The sequence below is a fragment of the Polaribacter vadi genome, from assembly GCF_018861005.1.
GTDB classification, from domain to species: domain Bacteria; phylum Bacteroidota; class Bacteroidia; order Flavobacteriales; family Flavobacteriaceae; genus Polaribacter; species Polaribacter vadi_A.
The window spans coordinates 44,203-63,137 of the sequence record NZ_JAHKQL010000008.1; the positions used below are offsets into that span (position 1 = coordinate 44,203).

The following is an 18,935-nucleotide window of genomic DNA, read 5'->3' on the forward strand; positions in this document are numbered from 1 at the left end:
CTTACTTTTTAAGCTCTAATTTTTCTGCAAAATAATCACAAAAATCACGCATTGTTGCACTCATTTTTTGATCGTCTGTTGCTCTTTCAAAAGTATCTGCCATAGAAACTAAAGTTTGATGATAAAATTGTTTCATTTCATAAACAGGCATATCTTTGGTCCACAGATCCATACGTAAAGTATCTTTTTTCTTATGATCCCAAACAGAAATCATAACTGCTTTCGACGTTTCTTTATCAATTCCACCATCTTTTGCAGTCCAAGAAATTGCTTCAGGAACTTTATTTTCGTCTAAACCTATTTTAAATTTTACTTCAGAATTATGTTTAACAGCCATTATCTTTTTGGTTTGTATTTAGATTTTGTGAAGATAATATCTTCATCCATTTTTAATAATTCTTGCAAAGATACATCATTATGTTGCATATAAGAATTAACTATTTGCCAACCTAACCAAACTCCTATTCTTCCTGGAGATAAATTATCTTGCTCTAAATAAAACTTAGAAAAAGGCGCATTATCTAAAAACCTTTGATTTAGTTTAGTGTCTGTGCTAAATAATAATTTTCTGTCTATAAAATACATCCAAACCTGCTCTTCATTTGTTTTTGCCCAATTGAATTTATCATATGAATAACCCATTTTTTCTTGATCAGAAACTTCTGGTAAATATGCATCTAACAAGTACATTTTTTTACCTTCATAAATCATTTTATCTATGAATCTTCTTTTGTTTGATGGGCGTATTTGCTTTTTAATTATTGCATTTGCAACATCAACAATTATATGTTCTTTAGTATTATTTTCTTTGATGTATTTAGGATAATCTGCATAAAAACTATGTTGATTCCCCAAATAAACATCTAAAGAAACCAGCATTAAACTATCTGCATAAATTATCCTATTTTCATAATCTATGTTACTTAAAAGTGTAACTACATTAGGTGCTTTAAACTTCGGATTATAATACTTAACGTATTTAAAAAGTGATGAAAATTGTTTTTCTTTAGTATTAAAATCAGCATAAATTTTCTGCGTTTCTAAAAACAACTCTTGTTCATCTTTATCATTTATTTTAACAAATGCTAAACTATCTGTAAATTGATCAGGGAATAAATAAGGGTACTTCTGTTTTACTTTTGATAAAGTTTTTGTTGTTGCATTGTAAAAATCAACATCATATCTCTTTACAGAAAAATCGACTTTTACTTTAGAAACATCAATTTGTTGTTGTTTTTTATCAGAACAAGAAAAAAACAGACAGAAAACCATTAAAACCGCAAATAAAAATCTCATATTCTTTGTATCTTAGTCTTTGAATTAAAGAACGATAAAAATACTAAAATAGTTTATCAATGAATACCGAAAAAGTAGCTGAATACATCATCAATTGGTTAAAAGATTACGCAATTAATGCAAAAGTAAAAGGTTTTGTTGTTGGAGTTTCTGGAGGAATAGATTCTGCATTAACATCAACTTTATGTGCAGAAACAGGCTTTCCCACTTTATGTGTAGAAATGCCAATTCATCAAGCAGCAAGTCAGGTTTCTAGAGCTGAAGAACATATTGCACAATTAAAAAAACGCTTTGATAATGTTAATGAAGTTAGAGTAGATTTAACTGCCACTTTTGAAGATTTTAAAAATGTTGTACCAACCATAGAAGATACTGCAAAAGTAGATTTGTCTTTGGCAAATACTAGAGCAAGAATTAGAATGACTACTTTATATTATTTAGCAGGAATTAATAGTGCTTTGGTTGCTGGAACAGGAAATAAAGTAGAAGATTTTGGTGTTGGTTTTTACACAAAATATGGTGATGGAGGTGTAGATTTAAGTCCGATAGCAGATTTAATGAAGTCTGAAGTTTATGAATTAGCAGCTTATTTAGGTGTGCCAAATTCTATACAAGTTGCACAACCTACAGATGGTTTATTTGGAGATAGCAGAACAGATGAAGACCAAATTGGAGCTTCTTATGATGAACTAGAATGGGCTATGAAAATGCAAAATGAAGGCAAATCTGCAGATGATTTTACAGGTAGAGAGCAAGAAGTATTTAAAATTTATATTAGATTAAACACCATTAATCAGCATAAAATGCAACCTATACCAGTTTGTGAAATTCCAGAAAACTTAAAGTAAATTTGCTGCAACCATTAGCTTTTTTATTTTTTTATAGCTTCGTCTTTTAGATCCTTTAGAAATTTCGAAAGGCAATTTAATTAGAAGATGTGCAATTTTAAAAAAAATTAAAGTTAGTTTCATTTAAATATAGTGTCTATTATTTAGACTCAGATTTAAAAAAATGGTCACAAAATATTTATAACACAAAACTTTTACTAAAAATAAAACATAAAAAAATACCTTAACATTTAATTTGTTAAGGTATTTTTTTAATGTTTTTTTGGTTACTTATTAAAGTAAGTTAGCAGCAATCATCATTTTTTTAATTCTTACATGAGCTCTTCTTTTAGATCCGTTAGAGATCTCGAAAGGCAAAGAAATGAACATAAAAATGATCTTCAAAATTTGTAATACTTTTTTCATAATAGTCTTTTTACTCTTTTTCGTGCAACAAATGTACACAAAAAGAAATAAATAAGCAGAAATGTATTCATAGGAAAAACCCTGATTTTATAATTTAGCAATATTCTAAATAATTGACTATCAATAAAAACCAAAATACTACACCTTATTATTAGCGTATTAACTAGTATATATTAAGAAATTAGAATACGAATTTTTACAGATTTGATAATGAAAAAGCATTAGGATATTAGAATAACAGTTACAGTTTGTAAATGTTATTAATTTGATAATTACACAACACGATTTAGCTTATCAAAAAGTCTCATTTTTAAATTTGTGTAATTTCTAATAGTTTCTAAATCGATATTAATAGCGCTATTTTCTGTAGCTTCTTTCATTAATTCTTGAATTTTTCTATCAATTAAAACTCTTCTTAAATTAAATATCACATCAGGAATTGCCTTAAATAACACTTCTAATGCATTTGTCACAAAAATGTTTTGCCCTTCCCAATCACTCAATCTCATATTTGGATCTTCTTCATCCATTAAAACAGAAGTAATGATATCTCTTACTTCAGGATTACTATGATTTACTAAATCATTAATATGAAGCTTTTCTAATTGATTTAATTGATGAATAATTGTACTATATAATTCTTGAAAAACTGGGTTTGAAAATTCAATTTCATCATCTTGTAAATGCAAATAAATTTCTGTAGAAACTAAGTTTTGATATTTTTTAATGACTATTGACTCTTTACCATTTTCATCAATATCGATAACATCCTCAGTAAACTCCACCTCTTCATTTCCATACAAAATTAAATTTTTAATTATTTCTTTTTCATATTTAGAAAGTTCATCAATTTTTTCAGTAGAAACTAACCCACCTTTAACCAAGCCCATTTGCGCACTTTCTTGCTGCATAAAATATTCTGGAGGTGGCTCATTGGGATCTTGCTGTGGTGCACTTTGCTTTCTGCTTGCTTTCTTACTTTTTTCCTGAATATTTTTCTTTAGTAATTGTGCCAACTCACTAAACAAAACACGCTCTGAAATTTCCATGATTCTAGAACATTCTTGTATGTAAACTTCACGCTGAATAGAATCTGGAATTTTAGAAATACTAGTAACAATATCGCGAATTACACTTGCTTTTTTTATAGGATCGTTGTTAGAATCTTTTAAAAGCAAAGACACTTTAAAGTTTATAAAATCTTGTGCTGAGTTTTCTAAATATTCCTTAAGCTCTGCATTAGAATGTGCTTTTGCAAAACTATCTGGGTCTTCTCCATCAGGAAACTGAACTACTTTCACGTTCATTCCTTGTTCTAGAATTAAATCTATACCACGAATAGAAGCTCTAATTCCTGCTGCATCTCCATCAAAAAGAACTGTAATATTTTTTGTTAATCTGTTTACTAAACGTATTTGATCTGAAGTTAATGCTGTACCAGAAGAAGCTACAACATTCTCTACACCAGATTGATTAAAAGATATAACATCTGTGTAACCTTCTACTAAAAAACAATTGTCTTGTTTAGCAATTTCTTTTTTGGCTTGATAAATTCCGTAAAGAATTTTACTCTTATGATAAATATCGCTTTCGGGTGAATTTAGATATTTTGCTGCTTTTTTATCAGCAGTTAAAATACGACCACCAAAACCCAAAATACGACCAGACATTGAATGTATAGGAAACATTACACGACCTTTAAAACGATCGAATTGTTTGTTCTCTTTTACTATTGTTAGACCTGTTGATGCTAAATATTTTAAATCGTAACCTTTATCTAAAGCTGCTTTTGTAAAATTATCCCATTCATCAATACAATACCCTAAGTCGAATTTTTTAATGGTTTCGTCTGTAAAACCTCTTTCCTTAAAATAACTTAAACCTATTGCTTTACCTAAATTGGAATTCAGCATTGTATTATGAAAATAATCTCTGGCAAAACTAGATACCAAAAACATACTTTCTCTTTCATTTATCTGAGCTTTTTCTTCTGATGTTTGCTCAGTTTCTTCAATTTCTATATTGTACTTTTTAGCTAACCATTTTATGGCTTCTGGGTAAGAATAATGTTCGTGTTCCATTAAAAATGAAATGGCATTACCTCCTTTACCTGTAGAGAAGTCTTTCCAGATTTGTTTTACTGGAGATACCATAAAAGATGGTGATTTTTCGTCTACAAACGGACTTAACCCTTTAAAGTTACTTCCTGCTTTTTTAAGTTGTACGAATTCACCTATAACCTCTTCTACTCTTGCAGTTTCAAAAACTCGGTCTATGGTACTTCTGGAAATCATTCGTTTATTTCTAAATTTTAAACCCTTCAGGTTTTAAAAACCTGAAGGGTTTTTTGTATATTAAAAAGCCTTTTTACTATTTGTTGTTTTTGCTAACTTCACTATAAAGTTAGCAATATGCGTTAAGGATTGAAACGACATCCTTTTTTCTTTTTCAGAAAAAAGATATAGTGTAAAGCCTGACCTGAAAGGTAACGCAATAATAAAATTAAGATGCTGCTCTTAACTTCTTTAAAGTGCTGTTAGACAATTTAGATTCTGCATAGTCTTTGGTTACATTAAAAACTTTGTCATCAGAACTTGGTAAATCGAACATTGCATCTGTAAAAATAGCCTCGCATAAAGAACGTAAACCTCTTGCACCTAACTTATACTCTACTGCTTTTTCTACTATGTAATTTAATGCTTCTTCTTCTATTGTAAACTCAACTTCATCCATAATAAACAATTTTGCATATTGTTTAATAATTGAATTTTTAGGTTCTGTTAAAATAGCACGTAATGTTTTAGCATCTAAAGGATTCATATAACTTAATACTGGTAAACGACCAATAATTTCTGGTATTAAGCCAAAAGATTTTAAATCTAATGGTGTTATGTATTGTAATAAGTTTTCTTCATCAATTTTATCATCCTCTAAAGATGCTCCAAAACCAACTGCTTGTCTGTTTAAACGTTTACTTATTAATCTATCAATTCCTGAAAAAGCACCACCTGCAATAAATAAAATATCTTTAGTATCTACCTCTATAAATTTTTGCTCAGGATGTTTTCTACCTCCTTTTGGAGCTACATTTACAACTGCACCTTCTAATAGTTTTAATAAAGCTTGCTGTACTCCTTCTCCAGAAACATCTCTTGTTATGGATGGGTTGTCTCCTTTTCTTGCAATTTTATCTATCTCATCTATAAAAACGATACCTCTTTGTGCTTTTTCTACATCGTAATCTGCGGCTTGTAAAAGACGACTTAAAATGCTTTCTACATCTTCACCAACATAACCTGCTTGAGTTAATACTGTAGCATCTACAATAGAAAATGGTACATTTAGCATTTTTGCAATTGTTCTTGCAACCAATGTTTTACCTGTACCTGTTTCACCAACCAAAACAATGTTCGATTTTTCGATTTCTACTTCATCTTCTGTATTTTTATCTTGCAATAACCTTTTGTAATGATTGTAAACTGCAACTGCCATTGCTCGTTTTGTTTCATTTTGACCAATGATATATTGATCTAAAAAGTCCTTAATTTCTCTTGGCTTTTTTAAAGTTAAATCTTTTGATAAGCTACTCGTTTTAGATTCAGAAATTTCTTCTTCTACAATACCATGTGCTTGCTCTATACATTTATCACATATATGAGCATCCATACCAGCAATTAGCAAGTCTGTTTCTGCTTTTTTACGTCCGCAAAATGAGCACTCTAAATTTTCTTCTTTCGACATTTGAATTGGTTTTGGTTTTTAGTTATTGGTTGTTGGGAGAAAGATTTCACCAAACAACTTTAAACCCACAACTTAATGTTATTACTTTCTTGTTAAAATTTCATCGATCATACCATAGGCTTTAGCTTCATCTGCTTTCATCCAGTAATCTCTATCAGAATCATTATGAACTTTTTCTATAGTTTGCCCAGAATGATTTGCAATAATTGCATACAATTCGTCTTTTAACTTTAAGATTTCTCTTGCAGTAATCTCTATATCAGAAGCCTGACCTTGAGCACCACCTAAAGGTTGATGAATCATAATTCTAGAATGTGGTAAGGCAGAACGTTTACCATTTTGACCTGCACACATTAAAACTGCACCCATTGAAGCTGCCATTCCTGTACAAATTGTTGCAACATCTGGTTTTATGAATTGCATAGTATCGTAAATACCTAGACCTGCATAAACCCCTCCTCCTGGAGAATTTATATAGATAGAAATATCTTTATTAGCATCTACACTTTCTAAAAACAATAATTGTGCTTGTATAATATTTGCAACTTGATCATTAATACCTGTACCTAAAAAGATAATTCTATCCATCATTAAACGAGAAAAAACATCCATTTGAGTAATGTTCATTTGACGTTCTTCCATAATGTATGGAGTTAAACTACTAGTTATTTTGGTATATGCAGTGCTACTAATTCCATGATGTTTTGTAGCATATTTTTCGAACTCTTTTCCGTAATTCATTTCTTGATTCTTTTAAAATATTTGATTTGTAAAGATAAGAACTATTCTCTTAATATTCTGTTACAGTTTTTAGGCAAAAAAACCTGAATTTTTCAATTCAGGTTTTACCTTATTATAAGACAATTCTTCTTTACTAAAGATTATAAAATCTTAATAGAAATTATTTCTTATATGCTTCTTTTACAAACTCTTCGTAAGAAACTTCTTTTGTTTTAAAGTTGATATTCTCCTTAAAGAAAGTCAATAATTTTTGACTAATTAATTGAGATTGTAACTTTTGCGCTTCTTCTTGGTTTTGTAAAATTCTACCAGCAATATCATCCAATTCTTTTTCTTCTGGATTCATGTTACCAAACTGAGCCATTTGAGTTCTGATAAATCCTTTTGCGTAATCTACCAATTCAGCATAATCCAATTTAATATCATTATCTTTCATAAGCTTACCTTCAATTAATTGATAACGTAAACCTTGTTCAGATTTTTTATACTCTTCTGTTGCTTCTTCTGGTGTTAATTGTTTTTCACCAGCAGTTTGTAACCATTTTTGTAAAAATTCAGCAGGTAAATCGAATTTTGTATTTTCTATTAAATACTCTTGTACAGCATTTAATAAATATTGATCTCCTTGTTGCTCGAATTGCTTTTCAGCATCTTCTTTAATTTTTTCTTTTAACTCAGTTACAGTAGAAACGCTACCATCAGCAAATAATTTATCGAATAATTCTTTGTCTAATTCAGCTGGTTCTGTTTTTGTAATCTCTTCTACAGTAAAAGTTACTTTGATATCTAAATCGTGAATTTCATCATGAGAAAGACCTAAAAGATGTTCTAATTTATGATCGTCTTCGAATAATTTCTTTGTCTCTAACTCAACAACATCACCTACTTTAGTACCAATTAATTTCTTTTCGTTTTTCTTACCTTTTAAATCGTTAACTAAAAAAGTACCTTTTTTATTGATTTCTTTTTCTTCGTTAACAAATGTACCAGTTACGTTAGAATGCTCAGTAGCTTCATCTAAAGAACTCATTTTTCCATAACGAGTCTGAATGTTTTTAACTTCTTCTTCTAATAATTCATCAGTAGCAACAATATTATATTGCTTTATTTTATTTTTTGCTGATAAATCAATTTCAAATTCAGGAGCTAATCCTAATTCAAATTCAAAAGAAAAAGTTTCTGCATCCCAATTAAAATCTTCTTCAATTCTTGGTAAAGGATTACCTAAAATATCTAATTTTTCTTCTGTTATAAATTTATTTAAAGAATCTTGTAAAAGCTTGTTTACTTCATCAATCATTACAGATTTACCATATTGTTTTTTAACCATTCCCATAGGTACATGCCCTTTTCTAAAACCAGGAATATCTGCCTTTTTACGGTAATCTGTTAAAACCTCTGTTACTTTTGCTTGATAATCTTCTGCAACAATATCAACTTTTACAACTGCATTTAATGCATCTACGTTCTCTTTTGTAATATTCATTTCTTATTAATCTAGTTCTTAAAAAATCGAGTGCAAAATTAATCAATTAAATTGATTTTACAACTCTTTAAACACTTCTATTTCAGTAATTTCGAATCGTATTTAATTTCTGTAAATAATTAAAAACTAAAACTGTAGCAGTGATTCGTTTATAAATAAAAAAAATACTTAATTTTGCTTAACTAAAATTCTCTATACAGAGGCACAAAAATCAACTAAAAATGCAATATAAAAGAATTCTTTTAAAATTAAGTGGTGAAGCTTTAATGGGCGATAGACAATATGGAATAGACCCAAAACGTCTTGCGGAATATGCTAAAGAAATTAAAGAAGTTGTAGAAAAAGGTATAGAAGTTGCCATTGTAATTGGTGGTGGAAATATTTTTAGAGGTGTTGCAGGTGCTAGTAATGGTATGGATCGTGTACAAGGAGATCATATGGGTATGTTAGCAACTTGTATAAATGGCTTGGCTTTACAGAGTGCTTTAGAAGATGAAGATGTACATACACGTTTACAAACTGCTTTAGAAATTAAAGAAGTTGCTGAGCCTTACATTAAAAGAAAAGCCATTAGACATTTAGAAAAAGGGCGTGTTGTTATTTTTGGTGCTGGTACTGGTAACCCTTATTTTACTACAGATACTGCTGCTGTTTTAAGAGCTATAGAAATTAATGCAGATGCTATTTTAAAAGGAACAAGAGTTGATGGTGTTTATAATACAGACCCAGAAAAAGATAAAAATGCAGTAAAATTTGATTCTATTTCTTTTAAAGATGTTATTACAAAAGGATTAAAAGTAATGGATATGACTGCATTTACTTTAAGTGAAGAAAATAAACTACCAATTATTATTTTTGATATGAATAAAGTAGGAAACTTAATGAAATTAGTTTCTGGAGAAAAAATTGGTACTGTTGTTGATGTTTTATAAAAGAATCTTTAAATTTTAAAAAGATGGATGAAGAAATTGAATTTATTTTAGATAGTGCTAAAGAAGCTATGAATAATGCCATTGAGCATTTAGAAAAAGAATTACGTTCTATTAGAGCAGGTAAAGCAACACCTGCAATGTTAAGTACAGTTATGGTAGATTACTATGGCTCTCAAACACCTTTAGGGCAAGTGGCAAACGTAAATACACCAGATGCAAGAACATTAAGCATACAACCTTGGGAAAAAAACATGTTACAACCTATAGAAAAAGCAATTCAGATTGCAAATTTAGGTTTAAATCCAATGAATAATGGTGATGTTATTATGATAAACGTACCACCATTAACAGAAGAACGCAGAATTGGTTTAACGAAACAAGCTAAAGCAGAAGCAGAACATGCAAAAGTAGGCGTTAGAAATGCAAGAAAAGATGCCAATAACGACATCAAAAAAACTGATATTTCTGATGATATGAAAAAAAATGCAGAAGCTGATGTACAAGAGTTAACCAATACCTTCACAAAAAATATTGAAGATATTCTCGTAGTAAAAGAGAAAGAAATAATGACGGTTTAAACTGTATAGCGTTATAAAAAAGAGTGTTTTAAAACACTCTTTTTTTGTTTAAATTCCCTGCAACATTTTAACTACCTTTGCACAAATTTTTTTTAAATGAATTTCTGGACAAAAGTTGCGGGTATTATTTTAAGAAACCGCTACTTGGTTTTATTAGGTATTGCTATCATTACAGGTTTGTTAGCAACGCAAATGAAAAACATTCGATTTTCTCACACAGAAGCCAATCTGTTGCCAGAAAATCATGAAGCAAACATAGAATACAACAAATTCTTAGAAATTTTTGGTGAAGAAGGTAACCTAGTAATTCTTGGAATAAAAGATTCTACTGTTTTTACTCCAGAAAAGTTTAATGCTTGGAATCGTTTGGTAGATCAATTTGATGAACTAGATGAAATAGATTTTACACTTTCTATTGCAGATGTTCAAAAATTAAAAGCAGATAGAAATAAAAGAAAATTTGTACTAGAACCTCTTTATGAAGATGAACCAGAATCATCAGAAGAAGTTTTAGAAATAAAAAAACAACTTTTCGAAAAACTACCTTTTTACGACAACTTACTTTTTAATAAAGAAACAGGTACTTTACAAACTGCAATTTATATCAATAAAGAAATAATAAATACGCCAAAACGTAAAAACTTTATTTTTGATAGTCTTATCCCTATTGTAGAAAAATTTGAAAAAGATAATAATGTAGATGTACGCATATCTGGTATGCCTTATATTAGAACTTTAAATGCGCAAAATATTCAAGACGAAATTTTATTATTTGTTTTAGGCGCTTTAGTTATTACTGCTATTATATTCTTTTTCTTTTTTAGATCTTTTAGAGCTACTTTTATTACACTTCTAGTTGTATTAATTGGGGTTACTTGGGCTTTTGGTTTTATTGGTTGGTTTAACTATGAAATTACGGTTTTATCAGCTTTAATTCCGCCTTTAATTATTGTAATTGGTGTGCCAAATGCAGTATTCTTGATTAATAAATATCAACAAGAAATAAAAAAACATGGTAACCAAGCTAAATCTTTACAGCGAGTAATTTCTAAAATTGGTAATGCTACTTTAATGACCAACATTACAACTGCATCTGGTTTTGCAACCTTTGTTTTTGTTAAAAGTAATTTACTTCGTGAATTCGGAATTTTAGCATCCGTAAACATCATCAGTATTTTTATTCTTGCTTTATTGATTATACCAATCATTTATAGCTTTATGCCTCATCCAAAGAAAAAACATTTAAACCATCTAGAAAGAAGATGGATTGAAAATGTGGTAAACTGGATGGAAAAAATGGTAAGAGAACAAAGAATAACTGTTTATTTTGCAACGGTTATCTTTATTGTATTAAGTATAATAGGGGTTTATAAAATTAGAGTTTCTGGTAGTTTAATAGAAGATATGCCTAAAAGCATGGGCTTTTATAAAGACATTAAGTTTTTTGAAAATGAATTTGGAGGTATAATGCCTCTAGAAATTTTAATTGATACCAAAAAAGATAAAGGAGTAATGAAATTATCTACCTTAAAAAAGATGGATAAAATTAATGAAGCTATTGAATCTTTTCCTGAACTATCTAAGCCTATTTCTGTAGTAAATCTTGTTAAATACTCAAAACAAGCTTATTATAAAGGAAACCCAAAATACTATCAATTACCAACAAGTCAAGAGCAAGGTTATATTTTTTCATATACAAAAAACACAAATAGCGATGCTGGTTTGTTAAAGAATTTTGTTGATTCTACAGGACGTTATGCAAGAATAACGACTTATATGAAAGATATTGGCACAGATAAAATGGATATTATTCAAGAGCGATTAAAGGCTGTTGTTAATAAAGAATTTTCATCAGAAAAATACGAAGTTTCTTTTACTGGTAAAGCTTTGGTTTTTATAAAAGGAACCAATTATTTAATCACAAACTTAGTTCTGTCTTTATCATTAGCCATATTTTTAATTGCAATTTTTATGGCTTGGATGTTTAGATCACCTCAAATGATTTTAATTTCTTTACTGCCAAATATTTTACCTTTATTAATAACTGCTGGTTTAATGGGCTTTTTTGATATACCAATAAAGCCATCTACAATATTAGTTTTCAGCATTGCTTTTGGTATTTCTGTGGATGATACAATTCACTTTTTAGCAAAATACAGACAAGAATTAATCGCAAATAAATGGAGAATAAAACCCTCTGTATATGCTGCCTTAAAAGAAACTGGTGTAAGTATGTTTTATACTTCTATCGTTTTGTTTTTCGGTTTCTTAACTTTTACCTTATCTAGTTTTGGAGGCACAATTGCTTTAGGTGGTTTGGTTTCAGTAACTTTACTTTTAGCAATGGTTTCTAACTTACTGCTACTACCTTCATTACTATTAACTTTCGAGAAAAAAATAGCCAATAAAAAGGTATTTAAAGAACCTAAGATGAAAATTATTCCTCCTAAGGAAGAATAGCCTATAAAAGGAAAAAGCCTTTATTAAATTATTACATTTAATAAAGGCTTATTCTAGAATTAAATTAGGGGGACTAACTTTTTTTAAAACAATTATTCCTTTTCATAGCAATTTTCTATCTAAACAAACGTTCTTTTTCATAACAAATTTAGCAAAGTATTAAGAAAAAAACAACTGTGTTATTTCGCAGTTTTCGTTAAATTTACGAATATGAAAGAGAGTTTTGGGAAATACACAAGAGAAAGGGTGTCAGATATCCCTTTTGATATCAAAGACCCAACCTATAAAGAGTACAAAGAAAAAGTACCTCAATTTGTAGGTCAGGCTATATACATATATTCCTTTGTTAAAGAAAGAATGGTTTATGCTTATGGCTGGGAAGATTTATTAGGCTATAAAGACGAAGAAATTACTTTACTAAAAATAATAAGTAGTTCATCTAAAAGACATTTTAATTTCTCTAGCGAATTAAATGACAAAGCCTTACAATTTCTAAAAACCAAAAAAAAAGATTTAGACAAATATAGTTTTACCATTGAAGTTGAAAAAATCCATAAAAATGGAGAAACTATTCCTTTGTTTTCTAGGGTTGGTGTTTACAAGTCTTACAATGGAAACATATTAGAAGTTATAGGTATTTCTGAAAAAATCCATACCCGAAAACTAGGAAATGTTATGCAATATGCAGCTTTTGGACCAGAAAAAGATGGCTTTGAAGATACTTTAAACGATCAATTATTTAATGAATTAGGTATTTCTAGAAAAGAAAAAGAAGCCTTAGAATTAGCATCTAAAGGATTTGCCTTTAAAGAAATAGCATCAAAACTAGGAGTTAGCCAATCAGCTATAGAAAAAAGAATAATACCATTATACAAACGTTTTAATGTAAAAAGTTTACCACATTTAATCAGTTTTGCATATGACAACTATATTTTATAGAAACAATAATTTAAATAAGATTTATTTTTGAAATTTTATTTTCTTCAACACCTATTTTTAACAACATTTGTTTCCATTTATCTTTTTCATCAATATCTAAATTTTGTTTGCTACCTAAAACCCAAATCACATTTTTATTTTTTAAAATTTCTCTATTCTTATTGTTTTCGTGCTGTAAAGTATCAATAAAACTTAATAATTTTTCTGGTGATATTAATTCATCTTCTATTGGTTCACTTGGATTTATGTCATCTATCATTAAAAAATCGGTTGTCCTCCAATTCCAAATTTCATAAGTTTCTAATTCATCATCTTCATCAAAAAAATAATTAAAAATTTTAATTGCATTTACATACAAACTACAATTATTTTTAATGCTTAACTCATTTAAAACACCAACTCCCAAGCTTGTTTTACCCGAACCAAAATTGCCATAAATTAATAAATGATTTCCTTCTCCTTTTTTTGAGTTTAAAAAACTTTCAACTTTTAATTTATCATCTCTATTAATATTAAAATCCCATTGACTTAATCGAAATTGAAAAGGAAATTTTGCATAAACCTGATACATTTTTGTGATATACCAATATCTTGACGCAAAAAGTAAATAAATACTTAAAAGAATTATAAAAATAATAACATAAACATTATCATCTTTTATAATTGATAAACAAAATAAAAATGCACCTAAAGTAAAAAAACAAACATCTGTAAACGTATCAAAAGCAACATTACCCCATTTTGGTTTAAATGTATATTTCGATTTTTTAGGGATAAAAATAATATTTGAATCAGATTCTTTTTTGCTCAACAGTGGTCCTAAAAAATTATAAATTTCGAAAAGTAACCAGGTTAAAGAAACATAAATTGCTCCATTAATAACATCAATCTTAAAAAATTGGAATAAAATAAAAGTAGGTATAAACCCTAATGAAATATGTCCAAATTGATTGGCAAGCCAGGCATAAGTTAATGTAATGCCTCTGTAAGAATCTTTCCCAATTAAATCTGCTTTTAATTGTTTTAGAATTTTATTGAATGGAATTGTTTTTTTCATAGTAATTTTTATAATTCAAAGATAATTTTTTTTTATCTTTTTTAAATTTCAAGAAAAAACCACTGCATATTTTACTACAAAAAAAGTATATTTACATTTCAGTAAATTTTATAGTAAATCAAAGAATAGTAAAATATGACAGAGAAAAACGTTGCCGAAATTTTAAAAACGGATTCTGTTTTACAGGAAGTACAATTAAAAGGTTGGGTAAGAACTTTTAGGAGTAATAGATTTATAGCACTAAATGACGGCTCTACTATAAAAAACATTCAATGCGTTATTGATTTTGAAAATACAGATGAGAATACTCTTAAGAGAATTACTACTGGAGCAGCAATTGCTGTTAAAGGAACTGTGGTAGAAAGTCAAGGAAGAGGACAAACTGTAGAAATACAAGTTTCTGAAATTGAAATTTTAGGAGACTCAAATCCAGATGAATATCCTATTCAACCTAAAAAACATAGTTTCGAATTTTTAAGAGAAAATGCACATTTACGTATGCGAACAAATACGTTTAGTGCAGTTATGCGTGTGCGTTCTAAATTATCTTTTGCAGTACACAAGTATTTTCAAGAAAATGGTTTTAACTATGTAAACACACCTATTATTACAGGTTCAGATGCAGAAGGAGCAGGAGAAATGTTTAGAGTTACTAATTTCGAAGACAATAAAGCACCTTTAACAGAAGATGGAAAAATAGATTATTCAAAAGACTTTTTTGGTAAAGAAACCAATTTGACAGTTTCTGGCCAATTAGAGGCAGAAACTTTTGCTATGTCTTTAGGTAAAGCTTATACTTTTGGTCCTACTTTTAGAGCAGAAAATTCAAATACCACACGTCATTTAGCAGAATTTTGGATGATAGAACCAGAAGTCGCTTTTATGGATTTAGATGGTAATATGGATTTGGCAGAAGATTTTATAAAATCTGTTATTAATGATGTTTTAGAAAATTGTAAAGACGATTTAGCCTTTCTAGATCAACGTTTAACACAAGAAGAAAAAAGTAAACCTCAAGCTCAAAGAAGCGAAATGAGTTTATTAGAAAAATTAAAATTTGTAGTTGATAACAACTTTAAACGTGTTTCTTACACAGAAGCTATAGACATATTAAGAAACTCTAAACCCAACAAAAAGAAAAGATTTCAGTTTCCTATTACAGATTGGGGAGCAGATCTACAATCAGAGCATGAGCGTTTTTTGGTAGAAAAACATTTTAAATGTCCAGTAATTTTATTTGATTATCCTGCAAATATCAAAGCATTTTACATGCGTTTAAATGATGATGGAAAAACAGTTAGAGCTATGGATGTTCTTTTTCCTGGAATTGGTGAAATTGTTGGTGGATCACAAAGAGAAGAACGTTATGACGTTTTAGTTGATAAAATGAAAGCCTTAGATATTGAAGAACAAGAATTATGGTGGTATTTAGATTTACGTAAATATGGTACTGCAGTTCATTCTGGTTTTGGACTTGGTTTTGAAAGGTTAGTACAATTTACAACAGGTATGAGTAATATTAGAGATGTAATTCCTTTTCCAAGAACTCCACAAAACGCAGAGTTTTAATAAAATCTTAAAATTAAATATTCAAATCGTCATTCCTAAAAAGAATGACGATTTTATTTTAATCGATTTCTTATATTTGTTTCTATGCTAAAACAAAGTTTACAATACAAACTACTTCAAAAATTATCTCCTCAACAAATTCAGTTGATGAAATTAATTCAATTGCCCACACAAGCCTTTGAAGAACGTTTAAAGCAAGAAATTGAAGAAAACCCAGCTTTAGACACTGGTAAAGATGAATCTGATACTTTTGATGAAGATTTATCTAACGAATATGATGATGCTGGTACAGAAAAAATAGATGCAGAAGATATTAATATTGATGAGTATTTGAGTGATGATGAAATACCTAACTATAAAACTCAAGCAAATAATTACTCATCTGATGATGAAGAAAAGAATGTACCTTATGCTGCAGGAACAAGTTTTCATCAGTCTTTAAAAAATCAATTAAACACTTATAGTTTAGATGATGATGAACGTGCAATTGCAGAATTTTTAGTCGGTAGTATTGATGATAGTGGCTACATTAGAAGAGAAATTATAGATTTAGTTGATGATTTAGCTTTTACCGCCAATATCTTTACATCCGAAGAAAAAGTAATTTCTGTATTAAAAAAAGCAGTTCATACTTTAGATCCTATTGGAGTTGGTGCAAGAGATTTAAAAGAATGCTTAATAATACAATTAAAAGCAAAAAACAGTAATAAAACTAGAAGTCTGGCAATTGATGTTTTAGAAAATGCATTTGATCATTTTGTAAAAAAACACTACAAGAAACTACAAGAAAAGTTTAATATTTCTGAAGAAGAATTAAAAGAAGTTAATAAAGAAATTTCAAAATTAAACCCAAAACCTGGTAGTTCTTATGCTGGTAATAATAAAATTGCAGAACAAATTGTACCAGATTTTTCAATTAAAATAACTGATGGTGAATTAGATTTAACTTTAAACTCAAGAAATGCTCCTGAACTGCACGTTTCTAGAGAGTATAATAATATGCTAAAAGGTTATAAGGAATCTAATACAAAAAGTAAATCTCAAAAAGATGCTGTCTTTTTTATCAAACAGAAACTAGATGCTGCAAAATGGTTTATAGATGCTATTAAACAGCGCCAGCAAACGCTTTTAGTTACAATGAATACTATTATGCATTATCAATATGATTATTTTTTAACAGGTGATGAGCGCAAGTTAAAACCAATGATTTTAAAAGATATTGCAGATAAAATTAATATGGATGTTTCTACAGTTTCTAGAGTAGCAAACAGCAAATATGTTTCTACACCTTATGGAACTAAATTGATTAAAGAATTCTTCTCAGAATCTATGAAGAATGATCAAGGTGAAGATGTTTCTACTAAAGAAATAAAAAAAATTCTAGAAACAGTAATTGCTGAAGAAGACAAAAAGAAACCTCTAACTGATGAAAAATTGTCGAAAATTTTAAAAGAAAAAGGTTACCCTATTGCAAGAAGAACAGTTGCTAAATATCGTGAACAGTTAGATTTACCTGTGGCTCGTTTACGTAAAGAAATTTAGTGAGTTTTCACAAGTTCATATCAACAATTTTACATCCTATTGTAACACCAACATTAGGTGTTATGTTGTATTTTCTATTGATACCTATTAACTTAAGTAGCGATAAAAAATTTAGTGTTTTAAGCTTAATATTTATTTCATCCTATCTAATTCCACTATTAGTTTTGGTACTTTTAAAGAAATTTAAGCTTATTAAAAATTTTCAGACAGAAAGTATTAAAGAAAGAAAATTACCTGTTTCTTTAATGATATTTTTATTTTATTTTTTAGGAAATACAATGAGTAACCTTTCAAGTTTAAGAGAATTATCATTATTATTTTATGCTACTTCTATAGGTTTAATAATAATATATATTCTATTCTTTTTTAAAATTAAAGCAAGTATTCATTTATTATCTATAAGTATACCTACAGGCTTTTTCTTGGTTTTAAGCACTAATAATTCACAATCTTATATCATTGTAATCATAATATTAATATTACTCTCTGGTATTTTAGCAAGTGCTAGATTACATTTAAATGCTCACAACAAAAAAGAAGTATATATTGGTTTTTTTCTAGGGATGATTACTCCTATTTTTTTAAATTATATCTTATAATATATAAAATATAAGTCCGAATTTAAGAATACTAGAATTAATATCTTCTCCATTAAAGGTTGCACTTTCAAAAACTGGTGTTAGGCTGTAAAAAATATTGATATTAAATTCATCAAACCCAGCAGAAAGGGTTAAGCCATATTGAAATTGATTATATGAACTAACATTTTTATATGTAAAAACGGTTGAATTTTCTTCAAACTCAAATTTATTAGAAAGGTTGTATAAAAACTTTACACCACCATAAATTCTCCAAAAGTTATATTTCTTTGCTGTTGACGTTCTCCATCTTAGCTCTAAAGGAAACTCTAAACTATGTGTTTTAAAAAGATTTGAAGTTAAAGAACTACCATCACTAAAACTTGTAATATTATTAAATTCTTCTACTTTTAACTCATGGTTGTAGAAATCAAATCCATAACCTACACCAAATGCTATTGCAACATTTCCTTTTTTATTTAAGGTAAAATCTTTTATAAAACCAAAAGATAATGCATAAGAAAAACCACTTCTACTTATACCTTCTGGTTGATCAAAATATTGAGCATAAGAAATAGAAGTATAAATTTGATCTTCTGCATATCTATCTCCTAATTGCAAAGAATCTTTTTGAGCATAAACGTTTAGACTAAAGAATAAAAATAATGCAAAATAAATAATGTTTTTCATATTTAAATAACAAATATTAAATATACAAATTAATTAAAATAACTTCTTTAAACCCAAAAAAGGGTTAATTCTT

At 28.5% G+C, this 18,935-nt stretch carries 17 protein-coding genes; 8 read left to right on the top strand and 9 right to left on the bottom strand.

Annotation, left to right across the window (positions count from 1 at the left end):
- Position 1: 1 nt before the first annotated feature.
- Positions 2-337 carry a gliding motility protein GldC gene (gene gldC / locus KO506_RS05365; RefSeq protein WP_215993868.1) on the bottom strand — a complete coding sequence of 112 codons (336 nt, stop codon included), beginning with the start codon at positions 335-337 and terminating at the stop codon, positions 2-4.
- Entirely contained in the window at positions 337-1,296 is a 960-nt protein-coding gene (gldB, locus tag KO506_RS05370) for a gliding motility lipoprotein GldB (RefSeq protein WP_215993869.1), read from the bottom strand. The genes gldC and gldB overlap by 1 nt, the downstream gene beginning before the upstream one ends.
- Before the next feature lie 59 nt (positions 1,297-1,355).
- On the opposite strand from gldB, the gene nadE reads away from it, so the two are divergent.
- Positions 1,356-2,144: an NAD(+) synthase gene (gene nadE / locus KO506_RS05375; RefSeq protein ID WP_215993870.1), complete on the top strand. Its 789-nt coding sequence runs from the start codon at positions 1,356-1,358 to the stop codon at positions 2,142-2,144.
- Positions 2,145-2,417: 273 nt separating this feature from the next.
- Here the strand turns inward: nadE and KO506_RS17150 are convergent, their stop codons facing one another.
- From KO506_RS17150 to tig, 5 genes are all read right to left on the bottom strand, one after another.
- Positions 2,418-2,549 (bottom strand): hypothetical protein, encoded by a 132-nt coding sequence (locus KO506_RS17150; protein WP_289851788.1) that lies wholly within the window; start codon positions 2,547-2,549, stop codon positions 2,418-2,420.
- A 272-nt stretch (positions 2,550-2,821) separates the two neighbouring features.
- Positions 2,822-4,843, bottom strand: a complete 2,022-nt coding sequence (gene dnaG, locus KO506_RS05380) for a DNA primase (protein WP_215993871.1) — start codon at positions 4,841-4,843, stop codon at positions 2,822-2,824.
- A 208-nt stretch (positions 4,844-5,051) separates the two neighbouring features.
- A complete protein-coding gene (gene clpX / locus KO506_RS05385; protein ID WP_215993872.1) occupies positions 5,052-6,290 on the bottom strand; it encodes an ATP-dependent Clp protease ATP-binding subunit ClpX in 1,239 nt (412 codons plus the stop codon).
- Between the two features lie 81 nt (positions 6,291-6,371).
- Positions 6,372-7,031 (bottom strand): ATP-dependent Clp endopeptidase proteolytic subunit ClpP, encoded by a 660-nt coding sequence (gene clpP / locus KO506_RS05390; protein WP_215993873.1) that lies wholly within the window; start codon positions 7,029-7,031, stop codon positions 6,372-6,374.
- A gap of 160 nt (positions 7,032-7,191) precedes the next feature.
- On the bottom strand, positions 7,192-8,517 hold the full coding sequence (gene tig / locus KO506_RS05395) for a trigger factor (RefSeq protein ID WP_215993874.1): 1,326 nt from the start codon (positions 8,515-8,517) through the stop codon (positions 7,192-7,194).
- 221 nt (positions 8,518-8,738) lie between these two features.
- Between tig and pyrH the strand changes: the two genes are divergently transcribed.
- The 4 genes from pyrH to KO506_RS05415 all read left to right on the top strand — a co-directional run bounded on the left by pyrH (position 8,739) and on the right by KO506_RS05415 (position 13,426).
- Positions 8,739-9,449: a UMP kinase gene (pyrH, locus tag KO506_RS05400; protein ID WP_215993875.1), complete on the top strand. Its 711-nt coding sequence runs from the start codon at positions 8,739-8,741 to the stop codon at positions 9,447-9,449.
- 23 nt (positions 9,450-9,472) lie between these two features.
- Entirely contained in the window at positions 9,473-10,027 is a 555-nt protein-coding gene (gene frr / locus KO506_RS05405; RefSeq protein ID WP_215993876.1) for a ribosome recycling factor, read from the top strand.
- A gap of 96 nt (positions 10,028-10,123) precedes the next feature.
- Positions 10,124-12,487, top strand: coding sequence for an efflux RND transporter permease subunit (locus KO506_RS05410; RefSeq protein WP_215993877.1), 2,364 nt, complete (start codon positions 10,124-10,126; stop codon positions 12,485-12,487).
- Positions 12,488-12,697: 210 nt separating this feature from the next.
- Complete coding sequence (locus tag KO506_RS05415; protein ID WP_215993878.1) at positions 12,698-13,426, top strand: LuxR C-terminal-related transcriptional regulator; 729 nt, start codon at positions 12,698-12,700, stop codon at positions 13,424-13,426.
- Positions 13,427-13,436: 10 nt separating this feature from the next.
- Here KO506_RS05415 and KO506_RS05420 read toward each other — a convergent pair whose 3' ends face one another.
- Complete coding sequence (locus tag KO506_RS05420; protein ID WP_215993879.1) at positions 13,437-14,483, bottom strand: hypothetical protein; 1,047 nt, start codon at positions 14,481-14,483, stop codon at positions 13,437-13,439.
- A 135-nt stretch (positions 14,484-14,618) separates the two neighbouring features.
- On the opposite strand from KO506_RS05420, the gene asnS reads away from it, so the two are divergent.
- The 3 genes from asnS to KO506_RS05435 all read left to right on the top strand — a co-directional run bounded on the left by asnS (position 14,619) and on the right by KO506_RS05435 (position 18,193).
- Positions 14,619-16,052: an asparagine--tRNA ligase gene (gene asnS / locus KO506_RS05425; RefSeq protein WP_215993880.1), complete on the top strand. Its 1,434-nt coding sequence runs from the start codon at positions 14,619-14,621 to the stop codon at positions 16,050-16,052.
- Positions 16,053-16,136: 84 nt separating this feature from the next.
- Complete coding sequence (gene rpoN / locus KO506_RS05430) at positions 16,137-17,594, top strand: RNA polymerase factor sigma-54 (RefSeq protein ID WP_215993881.1); 1,458 nt, start codon at positions 16,137-16,139, stop codon at positions 17,592-17,594.
- The gene (locus tag KO506_RS05435; RefSeq protein WP_215993882.1) at positions 17,594-18,193 is read left to right on the top strand and encodes a hypothetical protein; all 600 of its coding nucleotides are present in this window, start codon (positions 17,594-17,596) and stop codon (positions 18,191-18,193) included. The genes rpoN and KO506_RS05435 overlap by 1 nt, the downstream gene beginning before the upstream one ends.
- Here the strand turns inward: KO506_RS05435 and KO506_RS05440 are convergent.
- Complete coding sequence (locus KO506_RS05440) at positions 18,188-18,862, bottom strand: porin family protein (protein ID WP_215993883.1); 675 nt, start codon at positions 18,860-18,862, stop codon at positions 18,188-18,190. The genes KO506_RS05435 and KO506_RS05440 overlap by 6 nt on opposite strands.
- Positions 18,863-18,935: the final 73 nt, after the last annotated feature.